Origin of the sequence: Dyadobacter subterraneus (assembly GCF_015221875.1) — a bacterium.
In the GTDB taxonomy this organism is placed as follows: Bacteria; Bacteroidota; Bacteroidia; order Cytophagales; family Spirosomataceae; genus Dyadobacter; species Dyadobacter subterraneus.
Genome location: NZ_JACYGY010000002.1, coordinates 699,134 through 716,741, shown reverse-complemented (window position 1 = coordinate 716,741; position 17,608 = coordinate 699,134). Strand labels below are relative to the sequence as shown.

The following is a 17,608-nucleotide window of genomic DNA, read 5'->3' as shown; positions in this document are numbered from 1 at the left end:
ATAAAATCAACACCGAAGGGATGACATTATTATAGAAGATCATGAGACACGATTTTCGAAACCCGGAACGGGTGACATAACCTGAATTGTAGCAAACAAATCTCCCCGAAATATTTATACAACAAACTAAAATTGCACAATCCCAAAAGGCGTAACACAATAATTCATAGCCACATCAAATCTATCCAAACCATCAATTTTATCTTCCGCCTCAAAAAACGATAACCCAATTTTAACAACATCAGGTTTGCATTGTACCAGAAACCGGTCATAATAACCTCCGCCATATCCAGCCCGAAAACCTTTTTTATCAAATGCTAAAAGTGGTATAAGCACTGCATCAATTATTTGAGGTTCAATTTTTACAGAAGTTTCAGGATCTGCTTCCGGAATTTTCCAGCGATTTTCGATAAGGTTTGTCTCCGGTTTCAACAAAAAATGCTCCATTTCTTTTGTTCCGGGTATAATTCTTGGGGTGGCAATTGCTATCGGAGGATATGAATTTTGGAGTAAGGAAATGATTTGCCAGGTATCAATCTCGACTTTTCCATGCTGAGGCAAAAAGATATGTATTGTTTTGATTTCTTGCCCTGCCAAAAGAAGTTTCAGGTTTTCAGTAATAGCATTATTTTTTGCAACAATCTCATCCTGTGTTAAATCCATTCTTTTCTTTAAGTATTCAGCACGTAAAATGGATTTTTCCATAACAAGTTGATTGATTATTCGCGCAATATTAAAAAATTAATCCTGGCAGCCTTACTCATTTCAAAAAAATCGGGTAGATAAGCATTAATAGAGTATTTTAACGATTGATAGTTATGAAAAAGCATTCATACTTTTGAAAGAATGAATTAATAATTCAAACTTACTTACCGTTCTGTTTCGCCTTTTCAGTCTATTATTTGTACTTTCACCGTCGCATTTCAATATCTTTAACTTTCGAATAGTAAATAATAATCATGAGCAAAATTAAAGTTGCAAATCCCGTAGTAGAGTTGGACGGTGATGAGATGACTAGAATCATCTGGAAGTTTATTAAAGAAAAACTTATTTTACCATATCTGGACGTAGATATCAAGTATTACGATTTAGGTATTGAATATCGTGACGAAACCAATGATCAGGTTACGATCGATTCTGCAAATGCGATTAAAGAATTCGGTGTAGGTATCAAATGTGCTACAATTACGCCGGATGAAGACCGCGTTAAAGAATTCAATCTGAAACAAATGTGGAAATCACCAAACGGAACAATCCGTAACATTTTGGATGGAACTGTTTTCCGTGAGCCTATCGTAATGAGCAACGTACCTCGTTTGGTTACAAACTGGACTGCTCCTATCATTGTTGGCCGTCACGCTTTTGGTGATCAGTACAGAGCAACGGATTTCGTTGTGCCAGGAAAAGGAAAACTTACTGTTAAGTTTGAAGGCGAAGACGGACAAGTAATTGAGCACGAAGTGTATCAATTCCAGGGACCAGGTGTTGCCATGGCGATGTACAACGTGGACGAATCAATCCGTGGTTTTGCGCGCTCTTGTTTCAATGTAGCTTTGGGCAAAGGATGGCCTTTGTACCTTTCTACTAAAAACACCATTTTGAAAAAATATGACGGTCGTTTCAAAGATATTTTCCAGGAAGTTTACGATGCTGAATTTGCAGGAAAAGTACATTATGAACACCGTTTGATCGATGACATGGTTGCTTCTGCGCTTAAATGGGAAGGTAACTTTGTTTGGGCTTGTAAAAACTATGATGGTGACGTTCAGTCAGATACAGTTGCGCAAGGATTTGGTTCTCTTGGTTTGATGACTTCTGTGTTGTTGACTCCGGATGGAAAAACTTTGGAAGCTGAGGCTGCACACGGAACAGTAACCCGTCACTACCGTGAGCACCAAAAAGGAAGACCAACTTCTACTAACCCGATTGCATCGATTTTTGCATGGACACGTGGATTGGAATTCCGTGGTAAACTTGACGGAAACCAGCCATTGATCGATTTCTGCCAGACACTTGAAAGAGTTTGTGTTGAAACGGTTGAAAGTGGTAAAATGACAAAGGATTTGGCTGTTTGTATTTATGGAAACAAAGTGAATCACGGAGAACATTACCTTTATACTGAGGAATTCCTTGAAGCGATTAACGATAATTTACAAGCTGCATTGGCTTAAATTATTTTTGAATACATGAAAGCTGCCGGTTCTGTAAAGAACTGGCAGCTTTTTTATTAGGCATGTGGCCAAAGGATTGTTTATAAGTATGGTTAGAAAATACTTAGATCTTTTCATTCCGGGCATGGATTTTGTATTTTGAGCTAAATTTGAACTCAATTAACCGGATTGTCGACTTGTTCAAAACCTTTCTCATTTTTATTATTTTGTCATTTTGTGGGGCTTTCTACTTTGAAGTTCGGGCACAGGTTGTTGCACCCGTTGATAATTCAATAAGGGTCGAAACAACTGTATCGCCTGACAGCTCGGCTCCTGTTGATAAAAAGGTAGAGGACAAGGATATTATGGATGTGCTCGGCCAGTTAAGAAAAAAAAGTAAAAGAGAAAGTTTTAAACTGAAAGAAAAGAAATCTGGTAAGATTCTCTATTCGATGGTTCCGGCGGTTGGTTATACTTTGTCAACCGGAGTGGTTGGTTTGCTTAGTGCCAATGCAGCATTCTATTTAAGTGATACAGCTACAACCAACATCTCAAGTATTAGTTCGAGCTTCAATTATACCCAATATAATCAGATCACGATACCGGTTATAGCCAATATCTGGACAAAGGATAATGGTTACAACATCATTTTTGACTGGCGATATTTTAAATATCCTCAGGATACTTACGGTCTGGGAGGCCATAGTTCCATAGCAAGTGCGGATAGAATTGATTATTCCCATATCCGGATGCATCAAACGGTTTTGAAAAAAGTAGGTGGCGCGTTGTATATGGGCGTTGGTTATTTGCTTGATTATCGATGGAAAATCAAACAGGAAGGAAGTAATGAAGATGTGAACAGATATGGACTTCCGCCTAAATCCGTTTCTTCCGGTCTTGTTGCGAATATTCTTTATGACAATAGAAAAAATTCGATAAACCCGATCGCCGGACTTTATGCCAATGCACGTTACAGAAATAATCTGACGGTTTTGGGAAGTAATACCAACTGGCAATCGCTCGTTCTGGAATTAAGGAAATATGTAAATTTCCCGAGAGGCAGTAGAAATACACTTGCGTTCTGGGATTTTAACTGGCTGACTTTATCAGGAAAACCGCCCTATCTGGATTTGCCAAGTACGAGCTGGGATCCTTCAAATAATACGGGTCGGGGCTATATACAGGGAAGATTCCGTAGTCCGAATATGTTATATTTTGAAACGGAATACCGGTTTTCTCTGACACAAAATGGTTTGATCGGAGGTGTGGTTTTTGGTAATGCACAAAGCTTTTCCAATTGGCCAACGAAAAAATTCGATAAAGTTGCACCTGGAGTTGGCTTAGGTATTCGTGTAAAAATTAATAAAACTTCCCGTACCAATATTGCCGTCGATTATGGTTTTGGAGCAAATGGTTCAAGAGGATTGTTTGTAAATTTGGGGGAGGTTTTTTAAAAATAATGCGTTGTTAATTTATTTTAATGACCAAGAAATTAGAAAAAATGATCGCTTCAATAGAAATACAAAATTTTCGTAATCTCAAAAACCTTCATATTGATTCACTAAGCCGTGTTAATTTAATTATTGGGAAAAATAATTCCGGCAAAACCAATTTCCTTGAATCAATAAATTTCTATACTTCCCAAAACGAATTTCTACCGGAAGAAAAACTCATCATTGATGATTTGGCTCCTAACCAGCTGACCGACGATGAAATACTTTTCTCTCCAAATGTCAAGCTTATCAGCTCTCATTCCAGTATTCAGGGATTTTTGAGACAGCACACTTTTGATGTTTTCACTGATTTCATTCGGGAGAAAGCTATGCGTTGCCTGAAAATGATTGATGACCGTATTTTCGAAGTTGATTTTGTCGCCGATAATTTAAAGAATCCAATTGCTACTTTTAAAAGCGGGAAAAACGTTGCGCTCTTACGGATGGGGAATGGCGTTCACCGGATTCTAACCATTTTACTGGCTTTAACTACCTGTGAAAACGGGATTGTGCTTATCGATGAAATTGAAAATGGCTTACATTATTCAGTAACGGAAGAACTCTGGAAAATGATTTTTGAGGTTGCTGAACATTTAAATGTCCAGGTTTTTGCGACAACCCAGAGCATCGATATGATTAAGGCGTTTGGCAAAATAATTAATGTTGAAGAAAATAAACCATTACATGGCATTTTGATCAAACTTGAAAATATTGATAATGTCATTGAACCGCTGACATTTGATCCGGAAGAGATGAAAGTAATTACACAAAATTCTATTGAGGTTCGGAGATAGGTAATCGGTTAATAGTTAATATTTTATATTGAAATGGAAGTGCAGATAAGAATTAATTGCTCCGGCATTAATTCTTTTTTTTCTTTAACGCCTCCTATTTCTACAACTCTTGCAAAAAAGCCCTAACTTTGCGGGCAATTTGTTGATATTGACCTGCGACGGGTTCAAATCTCAAATGGAATATTTTCATTTAACTTAATTTTTGTTGCAATGTCCGCAGTAGCAGAGCAAACCCAGGTGCTGGCCGACCGTATCAATGCCCTCGAAGAATCTTCGACGTTGGCAATGACCAAAATGGCCCGTGAATTGGCTGCCCAAGGCCACAAAGTGATTAGTCTGAGCGTGGGAGAGCCAGACTTCAAAACGCCCGCATTTATCTGTGAGGCTGCCAAAAAGGCAATTGACGATGGATTTCATGGATATTCGCCGGTAGCAGGTTACCCTGATCTACGAAAGGCGATTGCTGATAAGCTTAAGCGCGACAATAATATAGATTGGAAACCTGAAAATATTGTGGTTTCTACGGGAGCAAAACATTCCCTTGCTAATGTAATCCAGGTTTTGGTAAATCCAGGTGATGAGGTACTTATCTTCGCTCCGTACTGGGTTAGTTACTCCGAAATGGTAAAACTGGCGGAAGGGAAATCTGTGATCGTGGAAGGTGCTTTTGAAAATGGTTTCAAAGTTACTGCTGCACAATTGGAAGCTGCAATCACACCTCGTACGAAAGTGGTGATGTATGCATCTCCAAACAACCCAACCGGCGCTGTTTATTCAGAAGCTGAGTTGAGAGAAATCGGTGCAGTTTTGGAAAAACATGAAGGAATTTATGTTTTAGCCGACGAAATCTACGAATATATCAACTTCACAGAAGAAGGACATTTCAGTATGGGATCAATTCCTGCATTGAAAGACCGCGTGATCACCGTAAACGGAGTAGCGAAAGGATTCGCTATGACAGGATGGAGAATCGGGTTTATCGGTGCTGCAAAATGGATCGCTGACGGTGTTGAAAAATTGCAGGGACAAGTTACTTCGGGAACGAATTCAATCGCTCAGAAAGCCGCTACGGCTGCTTTTGATGGTCCTTTGGATGCTACAAAAGAAATGACAAAAGCATATGCACGTCGTCGTGATCTTGTAGTTGGTTTGTTAAAAGAAATTCCTGGTTTTAAAGTAAACGTTCCTGATGGAGCATTTTACGCATTCCCGGATGTAAGTTATTATTTCGGAAAATCTGACGGAACGAATGTTATTAAGGATTCTGATGATTTTGCAAACTGGTTGCTTAACAATTCTTACGTTTCAACCGTAGCAGGTTCAGGTTTTGGTGCACCAAATTGTATCAGAATCTCAACTGCCGCCGCTGATGAATCATTGGCAGAAGCAGTACAAAGAATCAAAGATGCGGTTGCAACTTTGAAATAGTATAGAATAAACTTATTGCCAGGCCTCATGGATTTTCAAGACCATGAGGCTTTTTCTTTTGACAAGCGAATTACATTTATCAATTTCTTGTTGAAAGGATAACAACACCATAAATTCTGAATAATCAATTTCTTGTTGAAAGGATAACAACACCATAAATTCTGAATATAAAAAAGCCGACTGCTGATAGCCGAAAGCCGACCGCCCAATCACCATGAGCAAATATTATTTTTTAAAGGTTAAAGAAATAGAAAGAGAAACGGAAGATGCATCTACAATCCATTTTTGGCATCCTCTGAATGAAGTAGTTGCCTATCGTCCGGGACAATTTATTACCTTGCTTTTGCCAGACGGAGACAAAAAAGTGCGCCGTTCGTACTCCATGTCCAGCTCACCTTATACAGACGTTTCCCTGGCGATCACGATTAAACGTGTTCCCGGCGGGTTTGCTTCTAATTATTTACTTGATACGATCAAAGTAGATGACGTATTGGAAGCAATGGAGCCTATGGGACTATTCTTTCCAAAACAGGAAGACGACCAGACGCGTCAGGTTGTTTTTATTGGCGCAGGAAGTGGAATTACGCCTTTATTTTCAATTGCCAAATCCATTTTAATGGTTGAACAGGAAAGTGAAGTTGTACTAATCTACGGCAGCCGGACCGAATCAAGCATTATTTTTAAAGACAAGATCAAGTTTCTTCAGGAAAAATATAAAGAGCGATTCAAGGTAGTTTATACGCTTAGTCAGCCAGATGACAATTGGGAAGGAGAACGTGGACGTTTGAATAAAAGTCATATCCTGAAAATCATGGAAGGTCTGCCGCATTTAAAGGTCAGTGAAGCCGAATATTTTCTATGCGGACCGGAAGATATGATGGAAGAAGCAAACCGTGCTTTGGCCATCAGAGGTGTTGCTTTAAATAAAATCAGGCAGGAAAGTTTCCTGACTGCCACTGCATCAAAACCGGGAGAAGTAACTTTGGAAGAAACCGACGATTCTCCGAAAACGCACGAGATCACACTTTTCTACGAAGGAACGGAATACAAAGTGCCCGTTAAACCTTATGAAACGGTGTTGGAAGCGGCGATGAATATGGATATTGATCTTCCCTATTCTTGTCAGGCAGGAATGTGCACGGCTTGTATGGGCAGATGTGTGTCCGGAAAAGTGACGCTGGATGAAGAAGATGCTTTGTCAGAAGCAGAATTGAAAGAAGGTTTTATTTTAACCTGCGTGGCACACCCGATGAGTGATGATGTAGTAATTGAGGTGGAATAAATTCGATATAAGAAATTCAATAATAGAGTGCTATACAAAAGGATATTGACGGTCCTAATGTATAGCACTGACTTTTTTACGGGTTAATCAGGGTAACTTTGCATTTTATTTGAGAAACAAACATTGTCAAAGAAATACTATGGAAATAGGAATTGATAGTTTCGCCGCCATGTTCAGTGGTGAAGCGGTTACGGCAATTGATGATGTGGATGCAATGGCTCAGTTGCTGGAAAGAATAGAACACGCGGATCGTTGCGGTCTTGATGTATTTGGAATTGGTGAACATCACCGGAAAGGATTTCTGGACTCCGCACCTTCGATGATATTGGCTGCTGCGGCTTCGAGGACGAAAAAAATCCGGTTGACAAGCGCAGTTACTGTTTTAAGCGCAGCGGATCCGGTAAGAGTTTTCCAAAATTTTGCGACGCTGGATCTGATATCTCAGGGAAGAGCCGAAATGGTTGTGGGTCGTGGTTCCTTTACTGACGCCTTCCCTTTATTTGGATTGAACCTGCAAGATTACGATAAGTTATTTTCAGAAAAACTGGATTTGCTTCTCAAAATCCGGGATAACGAGTTTATAACCTGGTCTGGAAAATTCCGTCCTGCATTGCAGAATCAGCCGGTTTACCCAAGACCATTACAGGAAAAAATACCGATCTGGTTAGGTGTGGGTGGTACGCCTGAATCTTTTATCCGTGCCGGTATGCTGGGTTTGCCCTTGATGGTGGCTGTTATCGGTGGGGAAACACATCGTTTCCGTCCGTTGGTTGATCTGTACAGAGAAGCGGGAAAAAGAGCAGGATTCAAACCGGAAGAACTTCAGGTTGGTTTGCATTCACTTGGTTATGTGAGCGATTCAACGGAAGAAGCGATTGAAGAATTTTTTCCTGGATATGCAGAATCATTCACTAAAATCGGAAAAGAACGTGGCTGGCCTCCGATGACGAGGGCTCGTTTTGAATCCCAAATGGGACCAGATGGTGCTTTACTTGTAGGCGGACCGGAAGAGGTTGCAGACAAAATACTTCGCCATAGTGAATCCCTTGGTGGTATATCCCGACTAACTTTTCAAATGGATAACGCTGGAATTTCACATGAAAAACTTATGAAATCGATCGAAATCATTGGACAGAAAGTTTCGCCTTTGATTAATAAATAGGGCGTTTAGTTCAAAAATTAAATCGGCTTACCGCATCATTTGCAGTAAGCCGATTTGGTTATATATCATTTTATTTTTTTGCTGGTGCCGCGGGTGGTGCCGGTGGAGTTTTTGTAGAAATTGCCGGGGATGCGGGAGACGCCGGGCTCGCAGGAGCCGGTGGAGCTGCTATCGCAGGTTTTCCTATCCTCTTTGGAGCTCTTGGCGCGCCAGGTGCTCTTGCGGGGCGTGGTGGTGCAGGATGTAAATCTTTCAGTCCTAACGATGCCAGTCCCATATTTTTGCCGATCTCATCCATCTTACCGCTCAATTGATCCATTTCTTTTTCCATATCACGATAAGGCTCACCTGCTTTTTCTGCTTCTTTTAAGTTGTTTGCGAGATCAGAATTCAGTTTGGTAATTACCTGTTCCTGCGCTTTAATCTGTTGTTCAAAATCCGCCAATTGTTTTTCAAGATCAGCCTCGTTCAATTTTGTTTTTGATTTAATATCAGGATGCAAAAGGTTAGATCGTTTTTCAAGCAATCCCTGACGGATTTCGTTCGCATTATCTTTTTTCCAATCAATTTTTTCGCGGTCTCTGTCAAAATGCTCCATTTCAAACTGACGTTTCTCCATTTCGAGTTGAAGCTCATGCATCCGGGTTTGCAAGGGCTCCATTTGTTTTTGTAACACGCCCATTTTCTGGTGGAAATCGCTCATTTTGCTTTTGAGAGAATCATTCATGAACGGAAATTCAGATTCATCCAAAGCTTCGTTGATATTAATGTTGATGTTTTCATCTATCTCAGGAACTTCCAAATCTATGTCTGGTTCAGATTCAATAGCTGCCAAAGCTCCATTTTCATCCCTTACTATGATAGGTTTAGAACGTTTTACAGATACCTGATGCGTTTTTGCCTTCGCTTTTTTCTTTTTTAAAGTGTCCTGTCCAACGGCATAAACAGAAACGCCGATCAGTGCTGCAATAAATAACATGGTAACCGGCAATCCTCCAAAAATTCTGGTAGACTTGGGAGCGACGCCCAGCACACGTTTTACACGTTGTAATAAAAGTGGTTTTTTAGATGCAAAAGCCATAGCCAATGAGTGATTTGCTTTAAATTCTGCAATTCCAACCAATGCATGAGCCAATGAAAGACGGTCTCCACAAGCTTCAATGGCCAGGTCATCGCAGCAATGTTCACGCTCAACCCTTACACGCTCGGATAACCACCAAAGTGCTGGATGGAAAAAGAAAATAACTTCAACAAAAGATTGCAGTATATTAACCAGATAATCATGGCGGCGAATATGCGCCAATTCATGTGCAAGAATGGCTTCAATCTGGGCCGTTGGAAAACCTAACAATAATCCGATTGGAATTAATACGACCGGCTGCAAAGTCCCTATTACCATCGGTGTCAAAATTTTGGAAGATTCTTTAAGTTCTATGGATTGATAAACTTTTAATTTCGCTGTTAAAACGCCAAATCTCGCTCTCCATTCCTTGTTCATAACCAGTCGTGAATTGTGGCGGAGATATTCGGTGTAAATCCATCCTCCCAGAAATCTAACAACTAAAACTGCGGCACCGATAAGCCAGCAAATAACAAGCTCCTGAATATGTGCCGTCAGCCAAAGCTGGACTTTCGAGGTCAGTGAAAGTTCGTAAGTTAATGTTTTCCAGTCGGCTACGTTATGCGCTGTGTTTTTCAATGCACTACTCAAAACTTTCGGAGTCGCGTTGAAATAATAATAAAAGAAAGTAACGAGCGATGAAATAACCTGAATAGAAAGTGTTAGAATTCCCACCGTGTAACGAACTGTTGCCGGACTTTTTCGCAAAAGATATAATGCAATGCTGGCAACTAATACGAGCAAAGCACCTTGCCAGAGTGAATGAACCAGCATCCACCCGAAGGACGAAACCAGCGCGTCAGAGAATAAGTTGAAAAACGATTTCATGGCTATTTTTTGTTTTCAAGGTTGTTTAACAATTCACGAATTTCATCTAATTCTTCTTTGGAAGTTGAGTGATTTCCCAAAGCCTGCATGACTAAACGGGCAGCGGAGCCACGAAACGTTGATTCAACAAAACGTCCAAGCAGATCCTGCTGCGTTTCTTCTTCATCGAGCAGTGCTACGTAAATGTGAGAGCGGCCGTTTTCAGTCCTATACAAAACGCCTTTATCATGCATAATCTGCATCAGTTTAAGCGTTGTTGTGTAACCGGTGTCTTTGGATGCGGAAAGGAAATCATGAACTTGTCTCACAGTAGAAGGGCCTTCTTTCCACAAGTAATTCAAAATTTCCAGTTCAGATTCTGTTGGTTTTATGATCATGGCTAATAAAATTTTATTAAATTGATTTTCAATTCAAAAAGCTGAATTGCTTTGTACGATTTAGTTCGTAACAAATCTCTACGAAAATATTCGTATTTGCAAGAGTCTATTACGATTATTTTCGTAGTTGGCTGCAAAATATTGAATTAATAGATTTAAATTACTGATTAACAGATAAATAAAAAATGCCAGCGGGAATTCCCTGCTGGCATTTTTTATTATTTTAACAAAAATTAAGATAAATGAATATCTAAGTTTTTCTTGATGTAATTTCTAAACGTAAGTATTCAACATTACAGGCATTACCAGCATAAGGATATCTTCGTTCTCTTCCTGATCAACCGGGATAATTAAACCAGCACGGTTAGGTGCAGAAAGTTCGAAAGTGATGGTTTTGCTTGACAGGTTTCCAAGTACTTCAATTAAGAACTTAGCGTTAAAGCCGATTTCCATCGCATCACCGTTATATTCGCACATCAAACGTTCATTCGCTTCATTTGAGTAATCAAGATCTTCCGCAGAAATCACAAGGTCATTTAAAGACATTTTCAAGCGAACCTGATGTGTGGTACGGTTTGAATAAATGGAAATACGACGTAATGAGCTCAGAATTTCCATCCGGCCTATCGTCAAGGTATTTGGATTGTTTGTTGGAATCGCGTTTTCATAATCCGGGAAACGCTCATCGATCAAACGACAGATCATACGGATATTTCCAAAACTGAAAAATGCATTGGAAGCAGTAAATTCAGCTTTTACAGGCACATCATCAGAAGGCAGACAAGATTTCAGCAAGTTCAACGCCTTACGCTGGATGATCATCGAAGTGTCAACATCCGATTTGATATCAGAACGACGGTAGCGCACCAAACGGTGACCATCCGTAGCAACAAATGTTGCATTTTCAACGCCCATCTGAACAAAAACCCCGGTCATAGCAGGTCGAAGATCATCTGTGCTGGTTGCAAACAATGTATTAGCGATTGCCGCTCCCAAAGCAGAAGACGACAAATCAACAGATTGTCCACGATTTACAGACGGCGTTTTTGGGAAATCAATCGGGTTTTCACCGGATAATTTATAACGTCCATTGTCTGAAATAATCTCGGTTCCGAAAGTCTCGCTGTTTACCTGAAGCGTGATTGGCTGCTCAGGAAGACCGCGTAACGTATCCAGCAAAAGTTTTGCAGGAACGGCGATAGCGCCTTTTTCGGTAGATTCTACTTCGATTTCAGTAATCATAACAGTCTGCAAATCAGATGCAGTAACAGTCAGGCGATTACCTTCAAGCGAAAGTAAAAAATTTTCTAATATAGGTACGATTGGGTTCGTTGAAACGACACCATTAATTGCAGATAGTTGCTTGAGCAGTACCGATGACGAAACGACAAACTTCATAATTCGTGACGGAAGTGGTTAAATAAAAATTATAAAAAACCCAGGCAGATCTCTAAATCTGTCTGGTAGGGAACAAAAGTAAGAAAAAAAAATGTACTCTACCGCTTTATTATTATGCGAATTTACGTCGGCGAATATAGTAACGGATTGCTCCGAAAATACCAAGAATAACCAGGGGTAAAAGAAGATTCAGCACCTGCCAGAATTTTTTGTCCTTGTGCACCGCAATCTTATCCAGAGCACGAATACTGATCTGTTTGCTGCGTGAATTGATGATCCCATTTTCGTCGGTCATGTAATCCAGCGCGTGCATGACGAAATCTTTATTACCGAAAATATTGCTCGAAGCACGATCATAACCAAGGGGAAGCGGTGTATTTCTGCGGTAGTCATAGTCGTTAACCACAACATCGCCGTCTGCGCAAATAATAATTTTCCCCTGCCCTGTTGCTTTAAAAGTCTTGGAACGCGGATCGTTTGGTAAAATTCTGTTTTCGAAAAGCGAATTAAACGAACCCTCCAAAAGAACAGCGGCTAATTTTACGCCACCTTTATATTCAGCTGGATCTGGTTGCTGACGTGCTTCGTTATAACCTACCAAAGCAGGCGTATTTACCAGATTTGTATAAGGTGAAGTCATCAAAAGCGGAATTTTCTGAATTCCCGGCGCACCACCCACAGTATCCAGAGAACTTAAAAATCTTGAATAAACAGCATCCGTATTTCTTGTAATCGGACTTGGCCCAAAATTATTCAGCAAAGGAAAAAACCGCCAGGGAACTGCCTTTATTTCTGGCTTATCGCCCATATTTCCAACATTCATTGGAATCGTCGCACAATTCAAATCCTTGACAAGATTATTGTTAATTCTGGCTCCCCAACGGAAAAAAAGATCGTTCAGGTTTAAATCAAGCGGTTGTACATAATTTCCTTCCAGACTAACACTATCCACTTTGGCACCATCAACAAAAAAAAGCGCTTTGCCGCCGCCGATTACGTACTGATCCAATTTGTATTTTTCTTCCTCAGAAAACGGAACATCAGGTTTTAAAACCATCAGAGCATCCAGCCCTTCATACGTTTCAGGATCATTAACCACCATGAAAACATCATAACTTTGCTGCATCGTGGCGATCAGATCGCTAAGTCTGGCAGGTGGGAGTTTTTGAGTATGATTTACGAGTAAGCCAACTTTCTTTTTAGCAGGATTATCAAGCACGCGAATCGCAGAAGCCAGTTGAAATTCTACATTTTCGTAAGATTGATTTAACTGTTCTTCGGGAGTGCTGCTTTTATTTCCTTTTAAAAGCTGAACCGGAATCGCGAGCGTATCAGCCTGAACAATGGCTCCCGGAAAAATTAGTTTTTCAGTCCGTTTTCCATCTTCATTGGCGAAAAGGTTAGTCGGTCTTAAGCCGCGGTCTACCAGATTTTGATATTGTTTTTTTCTCTCATCTTCACTTGCCGCGTCGGATGGATCGGAAAACTGGAAGGATAAATGTCCGTTGGAATAAGTCTTAAATTCTTCAAGCGTTTCGCGGGTAGCACTTTCCAGGCGTTCAAAACCGGGAGGAAATTCACCGGAAAGATAGACGTTGACGATCACGTCTTTGTCCAGATTGCTTAATAACTGCTTGGTTGCGTCAGAGATTGTATACCGATTATCTTCCGTTAAATCCCAGCGGAAAAAGAATAAAGAAGCCAGCCAGTTGAGTCCGGCCAGGATGATCAATACAAATAAGAACCTGAAAATTATTTTTTTCATGAAGCAGTAACGCCCGTTTTTCAGCAAAAATATAAAAACTATACGGAGTTATTGCGGGAGGCGGTTATTTCTTGTATTTACAGCTTTTATTATCAGCAGATTGGTAATACGATTTGTAGTTGGAAGCTTTCGGATCCATACAGCCTTTCAGGTTCAGGATTTCGATATCTTTAAAATCAATCGGGTGACTTTCAGCCTGTAATGCAATATAACCGCTGGTTAATGGCGTGCCATCTTTCTTGATCCATTCTTCTGCATTACTGAAATGCCCGGCCTTAAAATCGTGATCTTTTCCTACATAACCGCCACCGATTTTAGGCTTCGTAAATGTAAAAACAACATCACCGTTAATAATATGATGAACGATAGAATCTCCAAGAACAATCGCCTCAGCAGAAACCCATTGATCGCCATCGTAAGTTTTTGAAGTGGAATTGATACAATGTGCCTGGTCAATTTTTCCATTAACCTCGACAATGGTACCCGGCGTACAAAGATTTCCTGTGGTGCGTTCGCCTGCATTTAACCCACCAAGATATTGCATTTCCAGCGAAACCGGGAAATCCTGGTCAAGTCCTAAACTGGCGGCCGATTGCGAATGTAACATAATACCGCTGTTGCGGACATTCCAGGATGCACCGCCCGGAACCTGATTTCCGTTAAAGCGATATTTCAAACGTAAACGGTAATGCGAAAACGGCTTGTAATAATACATGTGGCCATATTCCGTGGTAAAAGTTTTATATTCCTTATAATTCACCCGGATCATGCCGTCTTCAACGATGAAGGTATTTTTATAATTGTCATTGACTTTATGCCCAGCAATTTTAATATCCCAGCCTTTCAGATCTTTTCCATTAAATAAGGATTGCCACTCTTCTTTGTCAGGATTATTTTGGGCGAAGGTGACGTAGGAAAGTAGAAGGAAAAGAGATAGAAATTTGCAGAATTTGGACATAGCAGGTTGTTGTTTGTTTCGAAAAGGTGGCGTTTGGAGTTTCCTACTGATGTATCAAGAATTTAACATTGATCTATACCGGCTCCATAGAGCCTCCTGTTTATAGAATGTCGTTAATTTATAATTTCCTGGCTCCATCGGAGCCTCCCGCTATTTCAGGGAACTCCAAAAGGAATTATATTGATGCCGAGTTACTTTTTGGCTATAAACATGACGCCCTTACCGGGCGAAGAAATTATAAACTATGAAACAGGAACCAATAGTACCGGAATTATTACAAGAAGCTTTCAATCGCTTTTCCAAATTGGAAACCGAGGAAGAAAAAGCGCTGTTCTGGAAGGAGTTGGCTAAAAATTCAAGGGAAATTTCTCCTGAAATTCTTAACCAACTGTTACAAAATGGAGTTTTTAATCTGAAAGGGTTAAAACTTTACATCAAACGGTAAAAGAAAAAATGCCTGCCTGACTATCTCCTTTTTCTCCGTTGTTTGTCTTTTGGAGCACCCGTTGAAGGCTTACTTCTTCTCGAAGAAGATGGTTTCCCGGAATCCCGTGAAGACGAACCACGAGAACTTCGCCCACTTTTCTCCTCAAACCCACTACCATTTCGTGAGCGAATAGATGAAGTCGTATTACTAGCCAAATACAGATCCATGCTTCTCCGTGCCAGATTGGTATCTTTTACCTGCACTTTTACAGCATCTCCAAAGGTGTAAATCTTTTTCGTGCGCTGGCCTATCAGACGGTAATTGTCTTTATCATGTTCATAATAATCGTCACCTAAGTCATTCATTCTTACCAAACCTTCCGAAGCGGTTTCTGTTATTTCAACAAAAATTCCGAATTCAGTTACGCCGGTAATGATACCATCAAAAACACGATCTTTGTCCATCGTGCTCATAAACTCGACTTGTTTGTATTTGATCGAAGCGCGTTCTGCATCAGAGGCTAATCTTTCGCGTTCGGATGAATGTTTGCAGGCACCTTCGTAGGTTTCGCTGTTCACCGATTCTCCGCCGTTCAGATAATGCTGCAACAATCGATGCGCCATTACATCCGGATACCGCCGAATGGGTGAGGTAAAATGCGTGTAACGTTTGAATGCCAAACCAAAGTGACCCAGATCTTCAACGCTGTACCGTGCTTTCGCCATCGTTCTCACAGCCAAAGATTCAATCAGATTTTGTTCCGGTTTACCTTCGACTTCATGAAGCATACTATTCATGGATTTCGCGATTTGCTTTTCGTCGTCCACTTCCAGTTTATGCCCAAGCTTGGCAACGAACGAAGCAAATGTTTTCAAACGATCCGGATCCGGTGCTTCGTGAACGCGGTAAACCATCGTATTTTTATCCGGTCCTTTTGAAAGTGAATAGACAAATTCAGCCACACGTTTATTGGCCAAAAGCATAAATTCTTCAATCAGCTTATGCGAATCGTGGCGTTCCTTTTGATAAACACCCAGTGGTTTCCCATTTTCATCCAGACGGAAACGTACTTCGGCTGTTTCAAAATTAATCGCTCCGTTTTTGAAACGTTCTTTCCGAAGTATTTTCGCGATGCTGTTCAGCAACGTTAATTCGTTTGGATAATCTCCTTCTTTGGTGTCCAAAACCTGCTGCGCTTCTTCATAAGAATAGCGGCGTTCAGAATGGATCACGGTTCTGCCAAACCATTCTTTCAAAATTTTACCTTTCGGGCTCAATTCAAAAATGGCTGAAAAGGCAAGTCTATCCTCATTTGGACGAAGTGAACAAAGATTATTGGATAATTTTTCAGGAAGCATCGGAACCGTCCTGTCGACAAGATATACCGAGGTCGCACGGCGGTTTGCTTCTTTTTCAAGCTCCGTACCCGGACGCACATAATGTGACACGTCAGCGATATGCACGCCAACTTCTACATTTCCTTCATCCAGATAACGCACCGAAAGCGCATCATCAAAATCTTTCGCATCAACCGGGTCAATGGTAAAAGTTAAAGTCGCACGCATATCACGGCGCTTCAAAATTTCCTCTTTCGGAATAGCATCCGGAATTTTTTGTGCCTCTTTTTCAACCGATCCAGGGAATTCGTATGGTAAGCCAAATTCAGCCAGGATCGCGTGCATTTCTACATCATTCTCTCCTGCTTGTCCTAAAACGTGCAAAACTTCTCCTTCCGGCTGACGCGTTCTTGTCGGCCAGGTGGTCATTTTTATAATCACCTTATCGCCATTTGAAGCACCGTGAAGATGTTCCGGCTCAACGAAAATCGGGTCGAATAATTTTTTATGATCTGGCTGAACCACGGCATATTTCGGCCATACTTCGATAATCCCGACAATTTCTTTTTGTGATCTTTCAACGATTTCAACAACACGACCTTCCACTCTGGTTTTTCCGGAATCTCCACGGCTTGTTTGTTGTCTTCTTCCTGATTTGGAAAGAATCTGAACCTTTACGATATCACCATCCCAGGCGCCGTTCAGCAATTCGGTTTCCACATATATGTCATCTTCGCGACCTTCAATGATCACGAAAGCAAAACCTTTGTTCACACGGTCAACACGGCCAATCAGGCCAGGATCTGCCTGTGGTTTGTTTGGAGCGGCCGTAAATGTTCCGTCGACATTCGAACGGATCTGGCCGGATTCCTGAAGTTCATGTAAAATCTCGTTAAAAAGCGCACGAACCTTGCGGTCCTCTACGCCAAAATGCGCGTGTACGTCAAACGGGCGGAAAGAATGTTCACTATTTAAATCGAAAAAAGCGGCAATATCTGCTTTCAAATTATCGATATAGGAAACAATGCCATGCGGCGCTTTGACTGTCTTATTTTCTTTAAATTCTTTGTTTGGTTTTTTATCTCTCAT

14 protein-coding genes are annotated in these 17,608 nt (G+C 40.7%); 7 read left to right on the top strand and 7 right to left on the bottom strand.

Annotated elements, in window-relative coordinates:
- Positions 1-126: 126 nt before the first annotated feature.
- Complete coding sequence (locus IEE83_RS28395) at positions 127-705, bottom strand: 5-formyltetrahydrofolate cyclo-ligase (protein WP_194124128.1); 579 nt, start codon at positions 703-705, stop codon at positions 127-129.
- A gap of 254 nt (positions 706-959) precedes the next feature.
- Here IEE83_RS28395 and IEE83_RS28390 point away from each other — a divergent pair, with 254 nt between their 5' ends.
- The 6 genes from IEE83_RS28390 to IEE83_RS28365 all read left to right on the top strand — a co-directional run bounded on the left by IEE83_RS28390 (position 960) and on the right by IEE83_RS28365 (position 8,309).
- The gene (locus IEE83_RS28390) at positions 960-2,171 is read left to right on the top strand and encodes an NADP-dependent isocitrate dehydrogenase (protein ID WP_194124127.1); all 1,212 of its coding nucleotides are present in this window, start codon (positions 960-962) and stop codon (positions 2,169-2,171) included.
- Between the two features lie 149 nt (positions 2,172-2,320).
- Positions 2,321-3,604: a BamA/TamA family outer membrane protein gene (locus IEE83_RS28385; protein ID WP_228102110.1), complete on the top strand. Its 1,284-nt coding sequence runs from the start codon at positions 2,321-2,323 to the stop codon at positions 3,602-3,604.
- Between the two features lie 26 nt (positions 3,605-3,630).
- The gene (locus IEE83_RS28380; protein ID WP_194124125.1) at positions 3,631-4,437 is read left to right on the top strand and encodes an AAA family ATPase; all 807 of its coding nucleotides are present in this window, start codon (positions 3,631-3,633) and stop codon (positions 4,435-4,437) included.
- Positions 4,438-4,647: 210 nt separating this feature from the next.
- Positions 4,648-5,865: a pyridoxal phosphate-dependent aminotransferase gene (locus IEE83_RS28375; protein ID WP_194124124.1), complete on the top strand. Its 1,218-nt coding sequence runs from the start codon at positions 4,648-4,650 to the stop codon at positions 5,863-5,865.
- 214 nt (positions 5,866-6,079) lie between these two features.
- Complete coding sequence (locus IEE83_RS28370) at positions 6,080-7,147, top strand: ferredoxin--NADP reductase (RefSeq protein ID WP_194124123.1); 1,068 nt, start codon at positions 6,080-6,082, stop codon at positions 7,145-7,147.
- Positions 7,148-7,286: 139 nt separating this feature from the next.
- Positions 7,287-8,309 carry an LLM class flavin-dependent oxidoreductase gene (locus IEE83_RS28365; protein WP_194124122.1) on the top strand — a complete coding sequence of 341 codons (1,023 nt, stop codon included), beginning with the start codon at positions 7,287-7,289 and terminating at the stop codon, positions 8,307-8,309.
- A gap of 70 nt (positions 8,310-8,379) precedes the next feature.
- Here the strand turns inward: IEE83_RS28365 and IEE83_RS28360 are convergent, their stop codons facing one another.
- The 5 genes from IEE83_RS28360 to IEE83_RS28340 form a co-directional block, all read right to left on the bottom strand.
- Positions 8,380-10,257, bottom strand: a complete 1,878-nt coding sequence (locus IEE83_RS28360) for a M56 family metallopeptidase (protein WP_194124121.1) — start codon at positions 10,255-10,257, stop codon at positions 8,380-8,382.
- A 2-nt stretch (positions 10,258-10,259) separates the two neighbouring features.
- Entirely contained in the window at positions 10,260-10,634 is a 375-nt protein-coding gene (locus IEE83_RS28355) for a BlaI/MecI/CopY family transcriptional regulator (protein WP_194124120.1), read from the bottom strand.
- A 273-nt stretch (positions 10,635-10,907) separates the two neighbouring features.
- Positions 10,908-12,032, bottom strand: a complete 1,125-nt coding sequence (gene dnaN, locus IEE83_RS28350) for a DNA polymerase III subunit beta (RefSeq protein ID WP_090340695.1) — start codon at positions 12,030-12,032, stop codon at positions 10,908-10,910.
- 112 nt (positions 12,033-12,144) lie between these two features.
- Positions 12,145-13,797: a gliding motility-associated ABC transporter substrate-binding protein GldG gene (gldG, locus tag IEE83_RS28345; RefSeq protein WP_194124119.1), complete on the bottom strand. Its 1,653-nt coding sequence runs from the start codon at positions 13,795-13,797 to the stop codon at positions 12,145-12,147.
- 64 nt (positions 13,798-13,861) lie between these two features.
- Complete coding sequence (locus tag IEE83_RS28340; protein WP_194124118.1) at positions 13,862-14,755, bottom strand: 3-keto-disaccharide hydrolase; 894 nt, start codon at positions 14,753-14,755, stop codon at positions 13,862-13,864.
- A gap of 244 nt (positions 14,756-14,999) precedes the next feature.
- Here IEE83_RS28340 and IEE83_RS28335 point away from each other — a divergent pair, with 244 nt between their 5' ends.
- The gene (locus IEE83_RS28335) at positions 15,000-15,200 is read left to right on the top strand and encodes a hypothetical protein (RefSeq protein ID WP_194124117.1); all 201 of its coding nucleotides are present in this window, start codon (positions 15,000-15,002) and stop codon (positions 15,198-15,200) included.
- A 20-nt stretch (positions 15,201-15,220) separates the two neighbouring features.
- On the opposite strand, the gene rnr is transcribed toward IEE83_RS28335, so the two are convergent.
- A complete protein-coding gene (gene rnr / locus IEE83_RS28330; protein WP_194124116.1) occupies positions 15,221-17,608 on the bottom strand; it encodes a ribonuclease R in 2,388 nt (795 codons plus the stop codon).